This is a genomic window from Pseudoalteromonas sp. A3, from assembly GCF_025942345.1.
Lineage (GTDB): Bacteria > Pseudomonadota > Gammaproteobacteria > Enterobacterales > Alteromonadaceae > Pseudoalteromonas > Pseudoalteromonas atlantica.
Genome location: NZ_JAPCKL010000006.1, coordinates 67,219 through 83,530 on the forward strand (window position 1 = coordinate 67,219; position 16,312 = coordinate 83,530).

Genomic DNA, 16,312 nt, shown 5'->3' on the forward strand with positions numbered 1-16,312 from the left:
TAATAAATGCAGACACCGACTACCCTCGCGTGTCTGCTTTTGCTTTCTCAGGGTGTATACGCCGCAGAGCAGCAACAGCAGACCGAACCAAAAACACAGCCATGTAACGACCTTAAAAATGAGCAAAAAGAGCGTTGTGAAGCACTTGAGCACATTGAAGTAAAAGGCCAGTACATAGGCATAGAAGTACCCGAAGTTATTGGGCGTTCTTACTTAAATCGTGACTTTATAAATGCCACACCTAAAGGCAACGGCGATATAAACGAGCTTATTGCATTGCTCCCTGGTGTACAGCTAAGCAACGAGGCTTACTCTATTGGTAGTTTGGCAGAAATCAGCGCACCAGAAATATCAATCTCAGGCGCGCAGCCATGGCAAACTGGCTTTTCATTAGATGGACTAAACTACAATAACCGCATAGACCCTGGTAGTAGTAGCCGCTTAAGCTCTTCATCAAACGATGTATCGGGCGGCGTGCAAAGCATGAATGTAAACTCCGATGTCGTTGAATCGATCACAGTATACGACCATAACATTCCGGCTGAGTTTGGTGGTTTTTCGGGTGGTATTGTTGATAGTAAAACCAAAAGCGTATTTACCAATGACAGTTTTAGCTTTGGTGTGCGGGGTAATCAAAGTAGCTGGGGGAGTTATCATTATATAGAAGCCGATCAAGACAGCTCTCAGCAAAATGTTGATCAAAGCACACTTGAAACGCCTAAGTATGAAAAAGTCAGCTACAACCTGCGTGCTAATAAACAAATTAATAAGCGCCATGGCGTAATGATGAGTGTTAGTTACTTAACCAGCGACATCAGCGATTTGTCGTTAGGGGAAGTCAAAACGCAAAGCCGTAAAAACATAAATGCCATTGTTAAATATGGTTATCGCAATGGCTGGGTAGACGCATTAGATTTAACCCTAATGTATTCACCTTACGAAGTAGATGACTTTATAACCGACACCAAAGACAGCGACTTCCATTTAGAAGGCGGCGCCGTAGGCGCGGTCGCATCACTTACCCAGCACTTTGATTTTGCAACCTGGCGCAGTAACCTTAATTTTAGTATGAGTGATAGCAGCCGAGAAGGCCCAGCGCACTTTTATAACTGGCTGCAAGCTAAAGGCAAAGATTGGGGACAATATGCCGACCAAGGCGATGCGCAAACACGCTACTCTCGCCAAGGAGGCTATGGCGCTTTAGATAACACCCAATACACCACCAGCTGGAAAAACACGCTAAATTTCAATTCATTTGAATTAGCAGGTACTGAGCATAATATTAAGGCCGGTATAGAGCTTATTCGCCAAGAAGTAGAGCGCGAACGCATACAAAATAGCTACAACTACGACTCCCCTATTATATGGTCTAGCGCTAGTACACCACTTAATTGCAGTGGTTACACGCTTGACTGCCAAGCCCTTGAAACCACTATATCTATTGACGAACTTGCAGCGCAGTTAGGGGGCGAAATTGATTTTAACAACCAAGATCACATAACAGCGTACAGCAACAATGTAACAACCACCGCGCAGTATTTTAATGGCCGCTTAGTAACCCCAGCAGAGTATATAAATGTAGCGTTAAATCGCGCCTCGTTTTATGCAACAGATAGCATCACCTTAGGGCAATTAAGCTTAAATTTAGGTATGCGCTACGAATACGATGACTTTTTAGCTAATCATAATATTGCGCCACGTCTATCCCTTGGTTACGATGTATTTAACAACAACCGCACTATTATTAGCGCAGGGATTAACCGCTATTACGATTCAGCCATTATTGGCTATAAAGTAAAAGAGCAGCAGCGTTTTTCATACCGAGAGTACCGCCCAATTGAAAACGGCTACCTTCAAGGGTGGCTGCCGTCTAACTATACCGGCGCGTTTAAATACCGCTTTGATGATGTAAATACCCCCTACGATGACGAACTCGCATTAGGCATTGCGCACTCATTTGAAAAAGCAGGCAATATATCGCTCAAATATGTAAAACGTAAAAAGCATCAGCAATTTTCTCAGGTTACCGATGAAGAAGCAGCTAGTGATGGCTATAAATACATTTATATGACTAACGAGGGTGATGGCAGCTCAGAGCGCTACTCTATCTCGTGGAGTGCACAGTTTGGTAAACACTCTTTATGGGCCAATGCCTCCTACGCTGAAAACAAAGTTTCAAACGACGAATACAGCGCTAGTGCAGAAAATACCCCCCTTGATGAACTCGTTTATTATCTCAATGCACAAGGCGAAGGCGAGCTTGTAACACTTGGGCAGCTAGAGCAAATACGTACCAACTTTGGCACCCCAGTGTCAGGTGCGCTTGGCTGGAATGTTGATTGGAACAGCTCATTTAGTACAGGCTTAAATGTTACCTACAGTGACAGCTACACCAGCGCGGTAAGTACCGGGGCTAGCGAAAGTATTGGGCTTGAGCAAAGCTGTACAAGTTGCCCTGTAGAATCAAGCTTAGTTGATGTATACGAAGAGCAAGAAATACGCGCCAGAACCATGCTAGGGCTAAGTTTACGCTATAGCCATAACCTCACAAAAACCCAATCTATTGACATAAGAGCGGATATTTCTAATTTATTAAATGCCCGCACTTACACAGTAAACGAAGGAGCATCAGGTATTGAGCCTGGGCGTATGTTTTGGGTAGGAGTTAGCTATAACTATGATTAGGTTATTAAGCATTTTTTTACTGTGCTCATTTAGCTTAAACGCCAAATCAACAAGTAGTAACGATTTACGCTCACTTTATAGTAAAGGCCAAGCTCATTGGCCTGCTATTCAAACCAGTGACGGAAGAAGCGTTGAGCCCATGTCGCTTTTGCCTGTAGCATCGCCTAAGCCTGAGCACGTGGCACTAGGCGATAAGCTTTTTCATGATGTGCAGCTTTCACGTAATAATACCGTTAGCTGCGCTACCTGCCATGAACGCGACAAAGGCTTTCATGATGGCCGTACAACTGCCATAGGCATTGACGAGCAAGTAGGCACGCGTAACACCCCCGCTATTTTTGGTATTGATCAATGGCAACATTTTTTTTGGGATGGACGCGCAAGCACCGCTGAGCAGCAAGCGCTTATGCCAATAGAAAACCCGATTGAAATGGACTTAGATCCAAAAATAGCTTTAGCCCGAGTAAATAAAGATAAGAGTTACCGTGCATTTAATAAAAGCGCTTTTAATAGCAGCACGTTAACCACCGAGCAAATGGCAAAAGCCTTAGTTGCGTTTGAGCGCACATTAGCAGCGCCAAATAGCCGCTATAAAACTTTTTTAACGCAGCTTAATAAAAATCCACAGCAAGCAGTTAGTAGCCTAAGTGATAGTGAGTTAAATGGCCTGCACCTATTTAGAACTAAAGCTAAATGCATGACTTGCCATAACGGCGCACTACTTAGCGACAACCAATTCCATGGCACAGGGCTGCATTATTACGGCCGCCGTTTTGAAGATAAAGGCCGCTACGATGCCACCCACAACCCTGAGCATATTGGCCAATTTAGAACCCCATCGCTATTAGGGTTAATGCAAACATTTCCGTGGATGCATAACGGCTTATTTGACGATTTAGCCGGCATTGTCGCCTTATATAACCATGGTGGAGTAAGGCCCAAACCACGAAAAAATCAACTAAACGACCCACACTTCCCTAAAACTACCGACCTGCTTATAAAGCTTAATTTAACCAAGCAAGAACAAGCCGACCTAGTGGCATTTTTACGGATTTTATAAATAGTAAGCTACTCACCTAAAGTGCGCGTGAGTAGCTTAGCGATATAAAATCGAGGCCTGGGTTAGGCTTTTTAATACCAGCGTTTGAATAATGAAAATACTTAAGTGACACGCTATGTTGCTCAGCCTCACCAAATTTCATGGCAATGCCTAGGCGGTCTTCAAACTGGTAATGTGTGCTTATGTTTTTTCCCGCAAATTTGGTGTCATCTAATAAGCTTAAACCAATACCAAACTCGGCAAAAACGCGGTTCCCAGCAATACTGCCAATAGGATAAAAAATAACAGGCGAAAGCGATAAGCCTAAATTAGCGTCGTAGCGTTTTGGGTCATCGTATTCAAAAAAGTTAGCATTGGCTTCTAGGTAAATCTCTAGCTCTTCAAAGCCTTCTATTTGATAATCTAAGGCATATTGATAAGCCACCTTAATCCCTCGCACGTCTCCTTCACCTTGAATATAGCTCATCGAAAAGTAATCTTGTGCAGCCGTTGCAGCGCCTGCGTATAGCGTTATAGCTATTAAAAACAATTTATAAAGTTTCATGTATTCACCTCAAGCAGCTCTATTTTTATTGCAATTGCTTGACCTAAACACAGCAAATTTAGCTGCTCTAGATTAAGCAATGATTCAATGAGGTGCATACTAATTGCATTTAACTATTTTGATAATTGCAATTTAAGTGGAATAACTTTCTTCAATATATTGATAATTAAACAGTGCTTGAGCGCACGCTAACGTGTGGTGTTAACCGCTTATATTGCTGCTTAAAAAGCTGCCAACCCATAATACCCGACAAGGTATTACCGCATGTCATACCGATAAATAACCCTGTTAAACCGTAAAAATACGAGCCTAACCAAAGTAGTGGTAAGTAACACAAAAATAGCCGCAATATGGAGATAAATAAGGCCGTGGTCGCAAAGCCCAGCGCGTTACATACCGATACCGTGATCATACATACACCCAAAGCCGCGTAGCTCAGGGGCACAAATGCAAAGTAATCTGTTAGGTTAGCTACTATTTCACTATTATTGCTAAGCGCATTTGCAAGCGGGTTAGCCACACCTAGCATAATAACCGCTAATAAAATTTGTATGCCAATTACAAAACCGCACGCAAGTTTTACTACGCTTAATATTTGCCTAAGCTCGCCCCGCCCTTTTAAATTTCCAACAATGGGGGGCAGCGCCATGGTAAGCGCTAAAATTAAAATAATCGCAATATATTCAATACGGTTTGCAAGCCCCCAAGCTGCTACAGCAAACCCATCATACGCGGCAATCAGTGCCGTTACTATCATGGCTGAAATAGGCGGAATAAACTGTGAAAGTAAAGCCGGCCCCATCATTTTTGCAATGGCTTTTATTGCCTGCTCGGTGCGGTTTTTTAAAACGTCAAAGGTTACAAGTTCTCGTTTAATAAGCGTGTAAAACACCACTACTAAGCCTATTGCAAAAGCAACACAGCTTGCCCATGCAGCACCCGCTAAACCCATATCAAAGGTAAACATAAACAATGGATCGAGCGCTATATTTAACACGCTGGTTAGCACCATAATTCGCCCGGGCAATAAGGTTTCGTTATGGGCACGGCAAATACTGTAACCAAAATAAAGCAGCGCTCCAAGCCAGCAGCTTATTAACCAAGGCAACCAGTAAAGCTCAGTTAAATTAAATAACGAAGGCGTTGCACCCAGCGCTAAAATTATAGGCTGCTGAAAAAGCCACAACGCCAAGCACAATAGCGTTACTATTACGGTGCCAATAAGTACGATTAAACTACCTAAGTAGCGTGCGTAGTTAACTTTATTTTCCCCAAGTGCAGTAGAAATGGTCGCAGTTGCCGCAATACCTAAGCCTACTTGTACCCCCACAATTACCTGAAAAATAGCAATACTAAAGGCAACTACAGCGAGCGGCTCAGCGCCTAGCTTAGCAATAAAAATACTATCAACCAGCTGGCTTCCCATAATAGAAAACAAGCCAACCAACATAGGCCAAGTTTGCTTAAATAAATACTTTAAAAGTAATGATGTATTACGGCTCATAAGGCAGGCTCACTCTAAACTTAAAAATTTAAACGAGAAAAATACCGAAAAAAAAGGCGCTTATAGTAAGCGCCACAGGAAAAGTCACAATGAATAAGCTGCTAGTATATTTACACAACTAAGTATTGATAATATAGTTGTTTAAATAATCAGTTTATTGAAAAATTTGATAATGAACATTGCCCATTTAAATCTGTTTGTCAGAATCGCAACAACACACAATATTAGCTTAGCTGGCAAGGAGTTAGGTTTGTCGGCTGCGGTTTCTAGTGCGCAAATGAATAAGCTTGAAGAAACGCTCGGCGTTAAACTTATTCATCGTACAACGCGTAAAGTATCGCTAACCGAAGAGGGGCAAGCTTTTTTACCTCACGCCGAGGAAGTGCTTGCCAATGTTGAAATGGCGCGCGCCTCGGTAGGTATTGGCAGTGTAACTCCACAAGGAAAATTGCGCATTACCGCCCCAGCTTCGTTCGGGCGTATGCATATTATTCCTGCATTGGCTGGATTTATTGAGCAATACCCCGACCTCACTATTGATTTACGCCTAAGTGATAGCATTATTGATATGGTTGGCGGTGGCTTTGATATAGCAATACGCGACGCCGCCCTTAACGACTCAACCCTTATAGCCCGAAAGGTTGCCCGCGATAAACGCTTAATTTGCGCATCGCCTAATTACCTTGCAAAACACGGCGCCCCAACAACACCGCAAGATTTAAAAAATCATACCTGTGTTAATTTACATGGTTTAACTACGTGGTCGTTTATTACACCCGAGGGCACACAAAACATTAAAACCAATAACGTATTACAAGCCGATAACGGTGAAGCGGTGCGCGACGCGTGCGTGCAAGGCCTAGGTATTACGTTAATGTCGAGCTGGTGTGCCTATAAAAAACTACAAAGTGGTGAGCTGGTACAAATTTTACAAGACTACCCACTTGCATCCGACACCGCTATTTGGAGTGTTTACCCAAGTTCGCGTTTATTAGCACCAAAAGTAAGGGCCTTTATAGACTACTTTAGCGGCTACTTTGGTGACAAACCCTACTGGGAAAAAATATAATTATTTAACCGTAAAATATAAAAGCACAAACCTAGGTTTGTGCTTTTTGCGCTTTAAATATATGGAGCTTTATTGGTAAACCTTGGGCAAGTAAAAACAGCAGTTGCTAACTTGTACTTTTATACTTCGTATTTAATCGTGTAAGTTTATTAAATAACTTAATAACAACTCCCAATAATGTTAATTAAAAGCTAGCCATGCATCTCAAACATATCAATAACTCTTTTAAAACTTTCATTTTATTTGCACAATTTATTGCCATACTAAAACCTACGTATATAAACCGTTTTGGGGTAAGTATGAGAACAATTAAACGAAGTCGTTTAAAAGCGCCTAGCGTTAACATTACAAAAACTAAGCTCGCATTTTGCCTGCTTAGTGCCACGGTACTTTTAACTGCATGTGGCGAGCAGATAAAAAGCGAAAGTACACCTGCCTCCCCAGAAACTAAAAGCGCTAAAAACACGCTTATAAATACCGATGAATTTAATATTAAAGCCATGGTAAAGCTGCCACAAACTGTTGAGTGTACGCTTGAAAACGGCTTACAAACTCAGTGTGCTCAAGTGGTTTTAAAATATCAGCCCGACAACATTGAAGTCGGCCCTTTTTGCCCAGAAACACTCGACGACGTAGGCGGAATTTGGGATTGGGATGGCACCGATGCGGGGCTATATAGGTTAGATAAAGCATTTTTAACCATGCTTAACGAGCAAGGTTTTACCTTTTACGATGAAGACGGCAACGTGCATATTGTTGATAACGCGACCATTCGCCCAACAGTTGATCATGCATGTATTAATGTATCGGTAGATAAAAGCGTAGAAATTACCGCCCTTTTACCACTGTACCCTGTTATGTCTGAGCAATCAACAGCGCTGGGCACTGTATCTAAAGTGGGTATAGCGCTTGCGGGTGTGCCTATTTTTTCGGATGCGCCAAGTGTGCAACATACTGGGCATTTACCCGCGCTTGATACCTGCGCAGGCCATATTGATCCGGGCGGTTGGTACCACTACCATGCCACCGCTAGTGATATAGACAGCGTATATAAACACGAACATGTTAACGCCAACTGTAATAATTTAACGCAAAAGCCAAGCGCCCTATTTGGTTATGGCTTTGATGGCTACCCAATTTACGGAAGCCAAGAAATTGATGGTACATCCCCAACCGAGCTTGATAGCTGTAATGGCCACACAGGCCCCGTGGGTGAAAGCGGCATAGTTACTTACCACTACCATGCAAGTAATACATTCCCTAACTTACCTAAGTGCTTAAAAGGCGTGGTTGCACAAAATAATTTTACGACCACAGCACAAGCGGGTGTAGGCGCTAAGCCACCTGAAGGCACTAAAATAACTCGCCATGAACCACCAGGTGGCGGCGGTCCAAAAGCAGGTGGCCCTAACAGCGGCATGTCGCCACCGGGGTTTGCTGACGCTGCTAACAAACTAGGCATTAGCGAAGAAGTGCTTATGCAAGCAATGCAAAAAGCCGGCGGCCCTAATGCCGATTTAACGGTTGTAGCAAAGGCACTTAACGTGACACCGGAGCAATTAAAAGCCGCCTTACCCGAAAAACCTAAACGGTAATTAACCTAAACTCTGGTTAGAGATTTACTAACATATTGAACCATGGTGATATTTAAGTTTATTTTCTCTAGCCAGAGATTTTCAGTGAAAATAAGGCAAATTTACGCGTCAATAGCTTGCCTATTGCAAGTAATTTAAACGCGGTTAGCACTGAAAATAGCTGCTCGAGATAGATTTATTATCCAACAATTCAGGCTAATTATAAATTACGGCAAGTGTTAAAAGCACCTGCCGTAACAATTAGTTACGCAACTTAAAGCGTTGTAAAAGTTCCTAAAATCGTCAAAAATGTGAGAAAACGTTGGCTTGTGTCAAGAACAGTAAACGTTAGTAAAAAGCTGTAAACACGCCCCTGTTATCGGTTACATGTCAGTTACCATTCAGTTTAAAGCGCTAGTATTGAACCCAGCTATGTAACAACATACACGAGGCACTAGTATGAAACTGACTCAATTACTCCCTGCTCTACTTGCCATAAGTGCAGTATCTGGCGCTGCATATGCAGCACCCAATGAGCGAGAAAACGCAAAAAGTTTTAATAATGAGCGCGCAAAACGCATCGAATACAAACGAGATGAGCGCCGCGATGACAAAAAACAGCGTATAGAATATAAAAAAAACGACCGTAAAGAGCGCAAACAAGCCAAACGCGAGCACCGCAAAGAGCAAAAGCAAAAAGTTGCCCATTACAAACAGCAGCAACGCACTCGTAATTATTTTAAACATAATCGCCACAACGTAGTGACCTACCGGCCTGGGCATTATTTTAATCATTTACCACGCAATAGTGCTTCAATCAGATTTAATGGCATTACGTTTACATTTAGTGATGGTATTTACTACAGAAAAGCAAAAAGAGGCTACCACGTAGTTAAGCCACCGAGAGGCTTAAGAATACGCTCACTACCAAGGCATTATTCACACTTTAAACGCCATAATACCACTTACTATACCTACCAAAATGTATATTACGTGGCAGATAATAATGGTTATAGAGTAGTTGATGAGCCTAAAATAGTGGTTAATCAGGCTATTAAGGTAGGCAGTGCTAAAAATTATGATTTAGGGCAAACCTACGACACCCTCCCTATTTCGGCAGAGGCAGTCACGATTAACGATCAACAATATTTTAAGTACCAAGATATTTATTTTTTACCGCAAATAAACGGTGACGAAATAAAATATTTAGCTATAAATTTAGGTTAATAATATTAAAAAGACTCTGTAGGATTACTGAGTCTTTTTTTTAAAGGTTTTTAATTATACATTATCGATTAACAACCTGACCGAGACAATTACTATACTTGCTAACAAAGAAATTATTAATGGCATCACCAGCGGAAGTAACACCATCCCCCCATCCCCTTTTATAAAAGTTGTTAACAGAGAAATATAAAGACTCCAAATAGCGAGGTAGGCTATACAATGATAGATATAATGATCAGCAAAAATTAAAATGAAGGGGCAATACCCAGCTAATAAAAAAGGGTAAACAACTAAAAAGACACTAAAGATAAATGTAAAATGCTCATACACAGAAACCTGAAACTTTTTTATAATACTTCGTTTAGCTATTTCTTCCTGATATTTATCGGCCATAATCCCTGCAAACTCTTTTGAAGACATATTCATACTTTTAGCTTCATCAGAAAATTCTTTCGACCGCGCTTTATGCTTTTTAGCTTTGTGTGAACCAATTAAAAAGCTAAATAAAGTTAACAAGATCATTGCAAACAATGCGTAATAACCATACTCAGGCTTAAACAAAGACATAAACATTTTAATTCCTTTTACATTATTGAGTACGTTTCACACACCCTAAGCTTACTAATAATGTGCTGTACACACGTACTTTTATCTACAACCCATAATCCATAACTTATTGGCAGTATATCAATATTAGCGCGGCTAAATAATTTATAGGTATCGAGCTCAAAAAAATCAGCCCATGGCCCTGGAAAGCCAATTAAATTAATCGCAAGATATCGTCCATTATACCGACAAAGAATATCAACATCCGTTCCGGCTATCGTGTAACCAGCCCACGTTTCTATTTTTAAACTAGTTAATTCGCAGATAACTCTTTGCTGAAATTTATCAATATCAGAGGTTACATTGTGAGCTGCTTCAAACTGCGTTATTGAACTTATATAACGTCTTAGTAAATAATGCTCTGGCAATTGCGTTTCATCTATTGATAAAAATACACATTGTTTTTGCCTCGCTCGTGTAATACACACATTAAATACATCTGCTTTATTAATATAAGCCGCAGCTCTTTTAGCATTATTATCTAGCGCAAAAGAGATAAGCATAATGTCTCGCTCCTCGCCTTGAAAACCAAATGGAGTGGCAGATCTCAGTTTATACTTTATTATCTCAGCTTCATTAAAGTGAGTTTCTATCTCTTTGGTAATATAATCAGCTTGGCTTCTAAAAGGCGAAACAACCCCAATGCTATGGCTGATCCCTGCGCTTTTATCATCATCAATTTGTTGCTTAATCGTGTTTATAATACTGCTCGCCTCAAGATGATTAATACCTGAACTATCTCGAGTTCCATTAACACGTTGTACCAATAAGTTACCCGTACTTGTACAAGGTCTGTGCTGCATTATTTTTAACTTTGATTGATAAAAATGTTCGTTACTAAAATTAATTAACTCAGGCTTGCTTCTAAAATGTTCATCTAAAAATGCCAGTTGTTTATTATCGTTTAATGCATTTAAGGTCAGATCTAGAATAGAGTTATCACGATAGCTCATAACGCCTTTATCGCTAAAGCTCACATTATTCTTAGACATAAGTTGGGCTTCTTTGTTTTTTGCCAAAAAAGAGTAATGTTCTAACTGCTTAGTATCACCGACAATAATCGCTCTTTTTGCGCGATAAAGTGCAGGTAAACAACTACTGATGTTACATTGTGTCGCTTCGTCAATAATAACTAAGTCGAACATTTCGGCTTTTAACGGTAGTACTCTATACAAGGTATTTAAACTTACGAGCCACACCGGAAAAGCCGATAATAAAGCCTCGTATTCTATATTATCAAAAAGCTCAAACTGTCTTTTAGATGTGCGACTACGAATAGCTTGATTAAATGCGTTTAACGATTTACGCTGAGTATCAATTAGCGCTTTAAGGTTTTTATTTTTTAACGCGCTTAAATAACTACTCGCCAGTTTTTCTCTTTTAAGTTGTTGGGTATTTATTTGCTCTAACGAAGACCACTGCTTTGCTAATTGCTTAATACCACGACGAGCAAATTTAATGTATAAATTGCTAAGCCATTCGATATTCTTATCTTCAAGATTTTTGAGTCTTTTACCTCTAATTATGGCTCGGTGGCAAAACTGACTAAAGCGCAGTTCTAATTCATTTAATGAGGTATTTAGCTTGTTTAGTTCAGACTCAATAAGCGCGGGGTTATCTTGTTCATCCGCTAAGTACCCTGCTAATAAATCGGCAATATAATCTTTTAATTTTTTTAAAAATTCTTTTTGTCCGGCGCGTATGGATACATCGCTTAGCCCAAAGTTTTCATCAAGTTTATCGGCTATTACATCCAGTGCGGGATTATTGTTTGCTACAATAAGCACCGACTCTCCTCGCGCCATATGTTCGGCTGCAATCGCTGCAATTGTGTAGCTTTTCCCCGTACCTGGCGGTCCTGAAACACACCCTAAATTAATATTTGCGGCAATTGAGATAACTTTCTTTTGCGAAGCTGATAATAACCCAGGCAAATAATCGTATTTCAAGTTTTTATTTTTAATTGAAGGCTTCAAAGCGTCAATTAAACCGTTAATAGTCGGTGATAGTTTATCTGATTCAATGATTTCTTCTAGCTCATGCAGCACACCCCGGCTACTATTTGAGCGCTCAACAAAAACCAGTATAGAAGCAGGTAAAAGTGTTGGGGTTTTACTTTTTAAGGCTTTTTTTATTTCGTCAGAATCAGCAAGTTCAGGGTAGTTTAAAAGCTCAAATAGGTTCAGCGCTATCGGGCTTTCTTTCAATAATGAGGTCCAAAAATAAGCTGACTGAATATCAGCCGTTTCATCGATACTTGTAAGCTTGTTACCCTGTGGTATTAATAGTTGAGTTAATGATTCATTTATATCCGGTTGAGTATCAGTAAGAGAAAAGTAATAGTCACCCTGATCTTTTTCAATAACGGCTTCATTAAATAAAATAGGCGAAACAACCTGCTTTATCTCGCCCTTAACTTCTATGTTACCAACGAATATAAAGCGTGCATAAAGTAGTACCCGTTCTCGCTGATAGACTTCTACACGCTTCATCATTTGCTTAGCAAAATCTGCAGGAATTGGAAGACGCGGTAAAAATCCAGAACCTAAATCATCTCGGCCTTGAAGAACAAAGCGATCCTCTTTTTTTAATTTATTTAGATTCCATAAATTTAAATCCGCGCTATCTTCTTTGTAGCAATCGCGATAATACGACAGGACGTTTTTACTACTCAAAATTTAATTCCATTTAAAGTTAGACACTTAAATTACGTTCGAAATTTACAATATCAACGCCGGCTTTTAGTTTGTATAACTGTGCTAAGCGACCGCCAGATTTAACTTTTTCATCTAGTGTTTCAAACATACCAGAAGCTTCAATGCGCCTTATTATACTTTTACGCTGAACAGGTTTACCTATAATGGTTTCAATGACTGACTTAAATTGCCCTACGGTAAAATGCTCTGGCAAACAATAAACCGGCGCCATTGAGTACAATGCCTTTTGTTTTAAACGCGCTTTAGCTTGCTCAATAATATACTTGTGATCAAAAGCCACTGGCAAATTATTTACCTCATCTATATCTATCCACTTTGCATCATCAACCGTTTCTATATGGGTTGATACTTGCGCCTCTGCAATTAAAGCAAAATAAGCTAAAGTGACACTAAACCCTCGAGGATCACGATTAATGCCTGAGTATGTCTGTAGCTGCTCTAAATATTGAGGCGCCACACTGGTTTTTTCTTTAAGCTTTCTAAGCGCAGTCATACTTACGCTATCGTCAATATCTACGTCGACAAACCCACCGGGTAGCCCCCACCGCCCTGCAAATGGCTTACTCGCACGCTTAACCATTAGTACTTTTAGAGCACCTTTTTTAACAGTAAATAACACACTATCGACTGTAAATAATGGGTTTTTGTATTCGGTAATATCGTAATGGTTAATCATAGCACGCTCACATCAAGTTAAGGTCTTAGTGACACAATAAATTAAACGCATTTCAATATCAACCTACCTTAAAATTATAGAAATATTATTAGTTCAGTGATTTAGTTTAAAAAACAGCTTGATTACTATAGGTACATTTGATAATTTAATTGTGTCGCTAGGACACAAACATTAAAGGAACAAAAAATGAAAATATTTAGCTATAACTCAACAGGAAGTAAATCGTTAGTTGATTATGATCACTTTACTTTTTCAGGTGGTGAAGAGCATGTCAGATTCAACACTGCTAATTTTTCAGACTCTATCAAAATAGAGATTTTTGAACGATTAACCAATTCTTCAAAAATGGTTAGATTAATGATTGCTGTTGATGCGTTAAAAAGATTAACATATGAAAGCACACCTATCGAACTCGTTATTCCTTATTTTCCCTATGCACGCCAAGACCGAGTGTGCGTTGAAGGGGAAGCGCTAGGCGCTGCAGTTATGGCAAATTTTATTAATAGCTTACAATTTTCAAAAGTAACTATTTGGGATGCGCATAGCGATGTATCCCCAGCTTTAATTAATAGAGTAACTAATGTTGAGCAAATTTCGTTACTTGGACGCTGTGAAGAACTTAGCCAACGTTTAGCAAAAGGCGAACTAACGCTTATTTCTCCAGATGCGGGAGCAAGTAAAAAAACGATTAAAATTTCAGAAAAATTCGATGGCGTACCCGAGGTTATTCAAGCTCAAAAAGTAAGAAACTTAAAAACAGGCGAAATAATAAAAACAGAAATTATTGGTAATGTTAAAGGTAAAAACGTACTTATTGCTGATGACATTTGTGATGGCGGCAGAACGTTTATTGAACTTGCGAAGGTACTAAAAAGCAATGGTGCTGCTGAAGTTTCTCTTTTTATAACTCACGGTATTTTTTCAAAGGGGCTTGATGTTTTTGAAGGCCTAATCGAGCGCATTTATACAACTGATTCGTTTAAACCGGCTAATGAGTTTAAAAATAGTAACACCATTAGTTTACAAATAATTGAGATGTAAGGAAAACACCATGACTATTACAGCTGCAAGTATGCAAAAAGATGTTTATAAAGAATTTCATAGCCGTGCTTATCACCCTGATGTAAGTGAAGTATATGCAAACTTTACATCAAGAAGCGGAAAACTTAGCAACATAGAAAATAACGATAGAGTTGCGTTTGTTGGTCTTCAATACTTTATTAAAAGTTATCTTTTAGAAGAATGGAATGAGTTTTTTAAACTAGATAAAGCAACTGCCGTTGCTAACCATAAACGTATAATGAGCTCAATGCTTGGCTATACAGTTGATGTAAAGTATTTAGAAGATTTACATGATTTAGGTTACTTACCATTAAAAATTAAAGCGTTACCAGAGGGAACATTAGTCCCTTATTTAGTTCCGCCTATGACGATAGTAAACACTAAAGCTGGCTTTCAATGGCTAACAAATATGATTGAAACTGTATTGAGCTGCGAAAACTGGCCAATACAAACCAGCACTACAACCTCTGTTGCATATTTAAAAGTATTCAAAGAGTTTGCACAAAAAACAGGGACGCCTATGGAGTTTGTTCCCTTTCAAGGCCATGACTTTAGCTTTAGAGGTATGTTTGGCAAACACGCTGCGGCAATGAGTGGCTTTGGCCATTTAGCATCAGGACTGGTAGGTACAGATACCATACCCGCTGTTTTATTTGCAGAAAAATATTACGGAGCAAATGTAGATAACGAGCTAGTTGGCTGCTCTGTAGATGCAACTGAACATTCGGTTACCTGTTCATGGATTATGGAAGGTGAAATAGAGTTTTTTAAGTACTTAATGAAAGAGCAATCACCAAAAGGGATTTTAAGTGTTGTGTCTGACACATGGGACTTTTGGACACTTGTTACTGACTACTTGCCTCAGTTAAAAAGCGAAATAATGGCGCGCGATGGCACCTTAGTTATACGCCCCGATTCTGGCGACCCTGTCAAAGTATTAACAGGTTACAAAGTTTCACCAGTATCTGATTACAAGGAGTTATTTGAAACACAAAAAGAAGCTGAAGCTGACGTTATTAATAAAGGGTATGAAGCGTATCGCTTTAATGGTCAATATTATGGATTTGAAGATAGCAACACTATTGAGCTGATGGAATGTGAAGTTAAAGGGCTTATAGAGTGCCTATGGGATACATTTGGCGGCACAATAACAGCTAAAGGCTATAAACTGCTTGATGATCATATTGGTGCTATATATGGTGACGCAATAACACTAACTCGCCAACGCCAAATTTTACAGCGCTTAATGGATAAAGGCTTTGCTTCAAAAGTCGTACTTGGTATTGGCTCATACAGCTACCAATACGTAACACGTGACACACATGGCTCGGCTGTAAAAGCAACGAGTGTAGTTAAAGCAGGTGAACGTTTAGCTATTTTTAAAGACCCAAAAACTGACTCAAAGAAAAAATCGGCTAAAGGGCTCTTAAAAATAGACAGAGTAAATGGCGAACTAACCTTATTTGATGACGTAACCGAGCAAGAAGAAGCTAAAGGCCTATTAGAAGTTGTTTTTGAAAACGGTAAAATAGTGAAAGAAACAACACTAAGTGAAATTAGAACTTTAATAGATACACAAATTTAATTG

Annotated in this window: 12 protein-coding genes; 7 read left to right on the forward strand and 5 right to left on the reverse strand. The window is 39.7% G+C overall.

Annotated features, from left to right (window positions below; translation table 11 throughout):
• Positions 1 to 6: 6 nt before the first annotated feature.
• Both OIZ54_RS12270 and OIZ54_RS12275 read left to right on the forward strand, forming a co-directional pair.
• The gene (locus OIZ54_RS12270) at positions 7 to 2,685 is read left to right on the forward strand and encodes a porin (protein ID WP_264390495.1); all 2,679 of its coding nucleotides are present in this window, start codon (positions 7 to 9) and stop codon (positions 2,683 to 2,685) included.
• Entirely contained in the window at positions 2,678 to 3,745 is a 1,068-nt protein-coding gene (locus OIZ54_RS12275) for a cytochrome-c peroxidase (RefSeq protein WP_264390496.1), read from the forward strand. The genes OIZ54_RS12270 and OIZ54_RS12275 overlap by 8 nt, the downstream gene beginning before the upstream one ends.
• A gap of 16 nt (positions 3,746 to 3,761) precedes the next feature.
• On the opposite strand, the gene OIZ54_RS12280 is transcribed toward OIZ54_RS12275, so the two are convergent.
• Together OIZ54_RS12280 and OIZ54_RS12285 are read right to left on the reverse strand one after the other, a co-directional pair.
• Positions 3,762 to 4,289: an acyloxyacyl hydrolase gene (locus tag OIZ54_RS12280; protein ID WP_024033246.1), complete on the reverse strand. Its 528-nt coding sequence runs from the start codon at positions 4,287 to 4,289 to the stop codon at positions 3,762 to 3,764.
• Positions 4,290 to 4,455: 166 nt separating this feature from the next.
• On the reverse strand, positions 4,456 to 5,793 hold the full coding sequence (locus OIZ54_RS12285; protein WP_264390497.1) for an MATE family efflux transporter: 1,338 nt from the start codon (positions 5,791 to 5,793) through the stop codon (positions 4,456 to 4,458).
• Positions 5,794 to 5,965: 172 nt separating this feature from the next.
• Between OIZ54_RS12285 and OIZ54_RS12290 the strand changes: the two genes are divergently transcribed.
• The 3 genes from OIZ54_RS12290 to OIZ54_RS12300 all read left to right on the forward strand — a co-directional run bounded on the left by OIZ54_RS12290 (position 5,966) and on the right by OIZ54_RS12300 (position 9,663).
• A complete protein-coding gene (locus OIZ54_RS12290; RefSeq protein WP_264390498.1) occupies positions 5,966 to 6,862 on the forward strand; it encodes a LysR family transcriptional regulator in 897 nt (298 codons plus the stop codon).
• A 299-nt stretch (positions 6,863 to 7,161) separates the two neighbouring features.
• Positions 7,162 to 8,457, forward strand: coding sequence for a YHYH protein (locus OIZ54_RS12295; RefSeq protein WP_264390499.1), 1,296 nt, complete (start codon positions 7,162 to 7,164; stop codon positions 8,455 to 8,457).
• A 438-nt stretch (positions 8,458 to 8,895) separates the two neighbouring features.
• A complete protein-coding gene (locus OIZ54_RS12300; protein ID WP_264390500.1) occupies positions 8,896 to 9,663 on the forward strand; it encodes a DUF6515 family protein in 768 nt (255 codons plus the stop codon).
• A 54-nt stretch (positions 9,664 to 9,717) separates the two neighbouring features.
• On the opposite strand, the gene OIZ54_RS12305 is transcribed toward OIZ54_RS12300, so the two are convergent.
• Genes OIZ54_RS12305 through OIZ54_RS12315 form a run of 3 tightly spaced genes read right to left on the reverse strand, consistent with a single transcriptional unit; the run spans position 9,718 to position 13,662 of the window.
• Positions 9,718 to 10,236, reverse strand: coding sequence for a hypothetical protein (locus tag OIZ54_RS12305; RefSeq protein WP_264390501.1), 519 nt, complete (start codon positions 10,234 to 10,236; stop codon positions 9,718 to 9,720).
• Positions 10,237 to 10,247: 11 nt separating this feature from the next.
• The gene (locus OIZ54_RS12310) at positions 10,248 to 12,944 is read right to left on the reverse strand and encodes a DEAD/DEAH box helicase (protein ID WP_264390502.1); all 2,697 of its coding nucleotides are present in this window, start codon (positions 12,942 to 12,944) and stop codon (positions 10,248 to 10,250) included.
• 19 nt (positions 12,945 to 12,963) lie between these two features.
• Positions 12,964 to 13,662 carry an NUDIX hydrolase gene (locus OIZ54_RS12315; RefSeq protein ID WP_264390503.1) on the reverse strand — a complete coding sequence of 233 codons (699 nt, stop codon included), beginning with the start codon at positions 13,660 to 13,662 and terminating at the stop codon, positions 12,964 to 12,966.
• Between the two features lie 186 nt (positions 13,663 to 13,848).
• Between OIZ54_RS12315 and prs the strand changes: the two genes are divergently transcribed.
• Both prs and OIZ54_RS12325 read left to right on the forward strand, forming a co-directional pair.
• Complete coding sequence (gene prs, locus OIZ54_RS12320; protein WP_264390504.1) at positions 13,849 to 14,703, forward strand: ribose-phosphate diphosphokinase; 855 nt, start codon at positions 13,849 to 13,851, stop codon at positions 14,701 to 14,703.
• Positions 14,704 to 14,713: 10 nt separating this feature from the next.
• The gene (locus tag OIZ54_RS12325) at positions 14,714 to 16,309 is read left to right on the forward strand and encodes a nicotinate phosphoribosyltransferase (RefSeq protein ID WP_264390505.1); all 1,596 of its coding nucleotides are present in this window, start codon (positions 14,714 to 14,716) and stop codon (positions 16,307 to 16,309) included.
• Positions 16,310 to 16,312 lie beyond the last annotated feature (3 nt).

Coding starts and splice junctions, on each gene's coding strand:
- prs (WP_264390504.1), top strand. CDS start 13,849: ATGAAAATATTTAGCTATAACTCAACAGGAAGTAAATCGTTAGTTGAT.
- OIZ54_RS12275 (WP_264390496.1), top strand. CDS start 2,678: ATGATTAGGTTATTAAGCATTTTTTTACTGTGCTCATTTAGCTTAAAC.
- OIZ54_RS12300 (WP_264390500.1), top strand. CDS start 8,896: ATGAAACTGACTCAATTACTCCCTGCTCTACTTGCCATAAGTGCAGTA.
- OIZ54_RS12285 (WP_264390497.1), bottom strand. CDS start 5,793: ATGAGCCGTAATACATCATTACTTTTAAAGTATTTATTTAAGCAAACT.
- OIZ54_RS12270 (WP_264390495.1), top strand. CDS start 7: ATGCAGACACCGACTACCCTCGCGTGTCTGCTTTTGCTTTCTCAGGGT.
- OIZ54_RS12305 (WP_264390501.1), bottom strand. CDS start 10,236: ATGTTTATGTCTTTGTTTAAGCCTGAGTATGGTTATTACGCATTGTTT.
- OIZ54_RS12315 (WP_264390503.1), bottom strand. CDS start 13,662: ATGATTAACCATTACGATATTACCGAATACAAAAACCCATTATTTACA.
- OIZ54_RS12280 (WP_024033246.1), bottom strand. CDS start 4,289: ATGAAACTTTATAAATTGTTTTTAATAGCTATAACGCTATACGCAGGC.
- OIZ54_RS12290 (WP_264390498.1), top strand. CDS start 5,966: ATGAACATTGCCCATTTAAATCTGTTTGTCAGAATCGCAACAACACAC.
- OIZ54_RS12325 (WP_264390505.1), top strand. CDS start 14,714: ATGACTATTACAGCTGCAAGTATGCAAAAAGATGTTTATAAAGAATTT.
- OIZ54_RS12295 (WP_264390499.1), top strand. CDS start 7,162: ATGAGAACAATTAAACGAAGTCGTTTAAAAGCGCCTAGCGTTAACATT.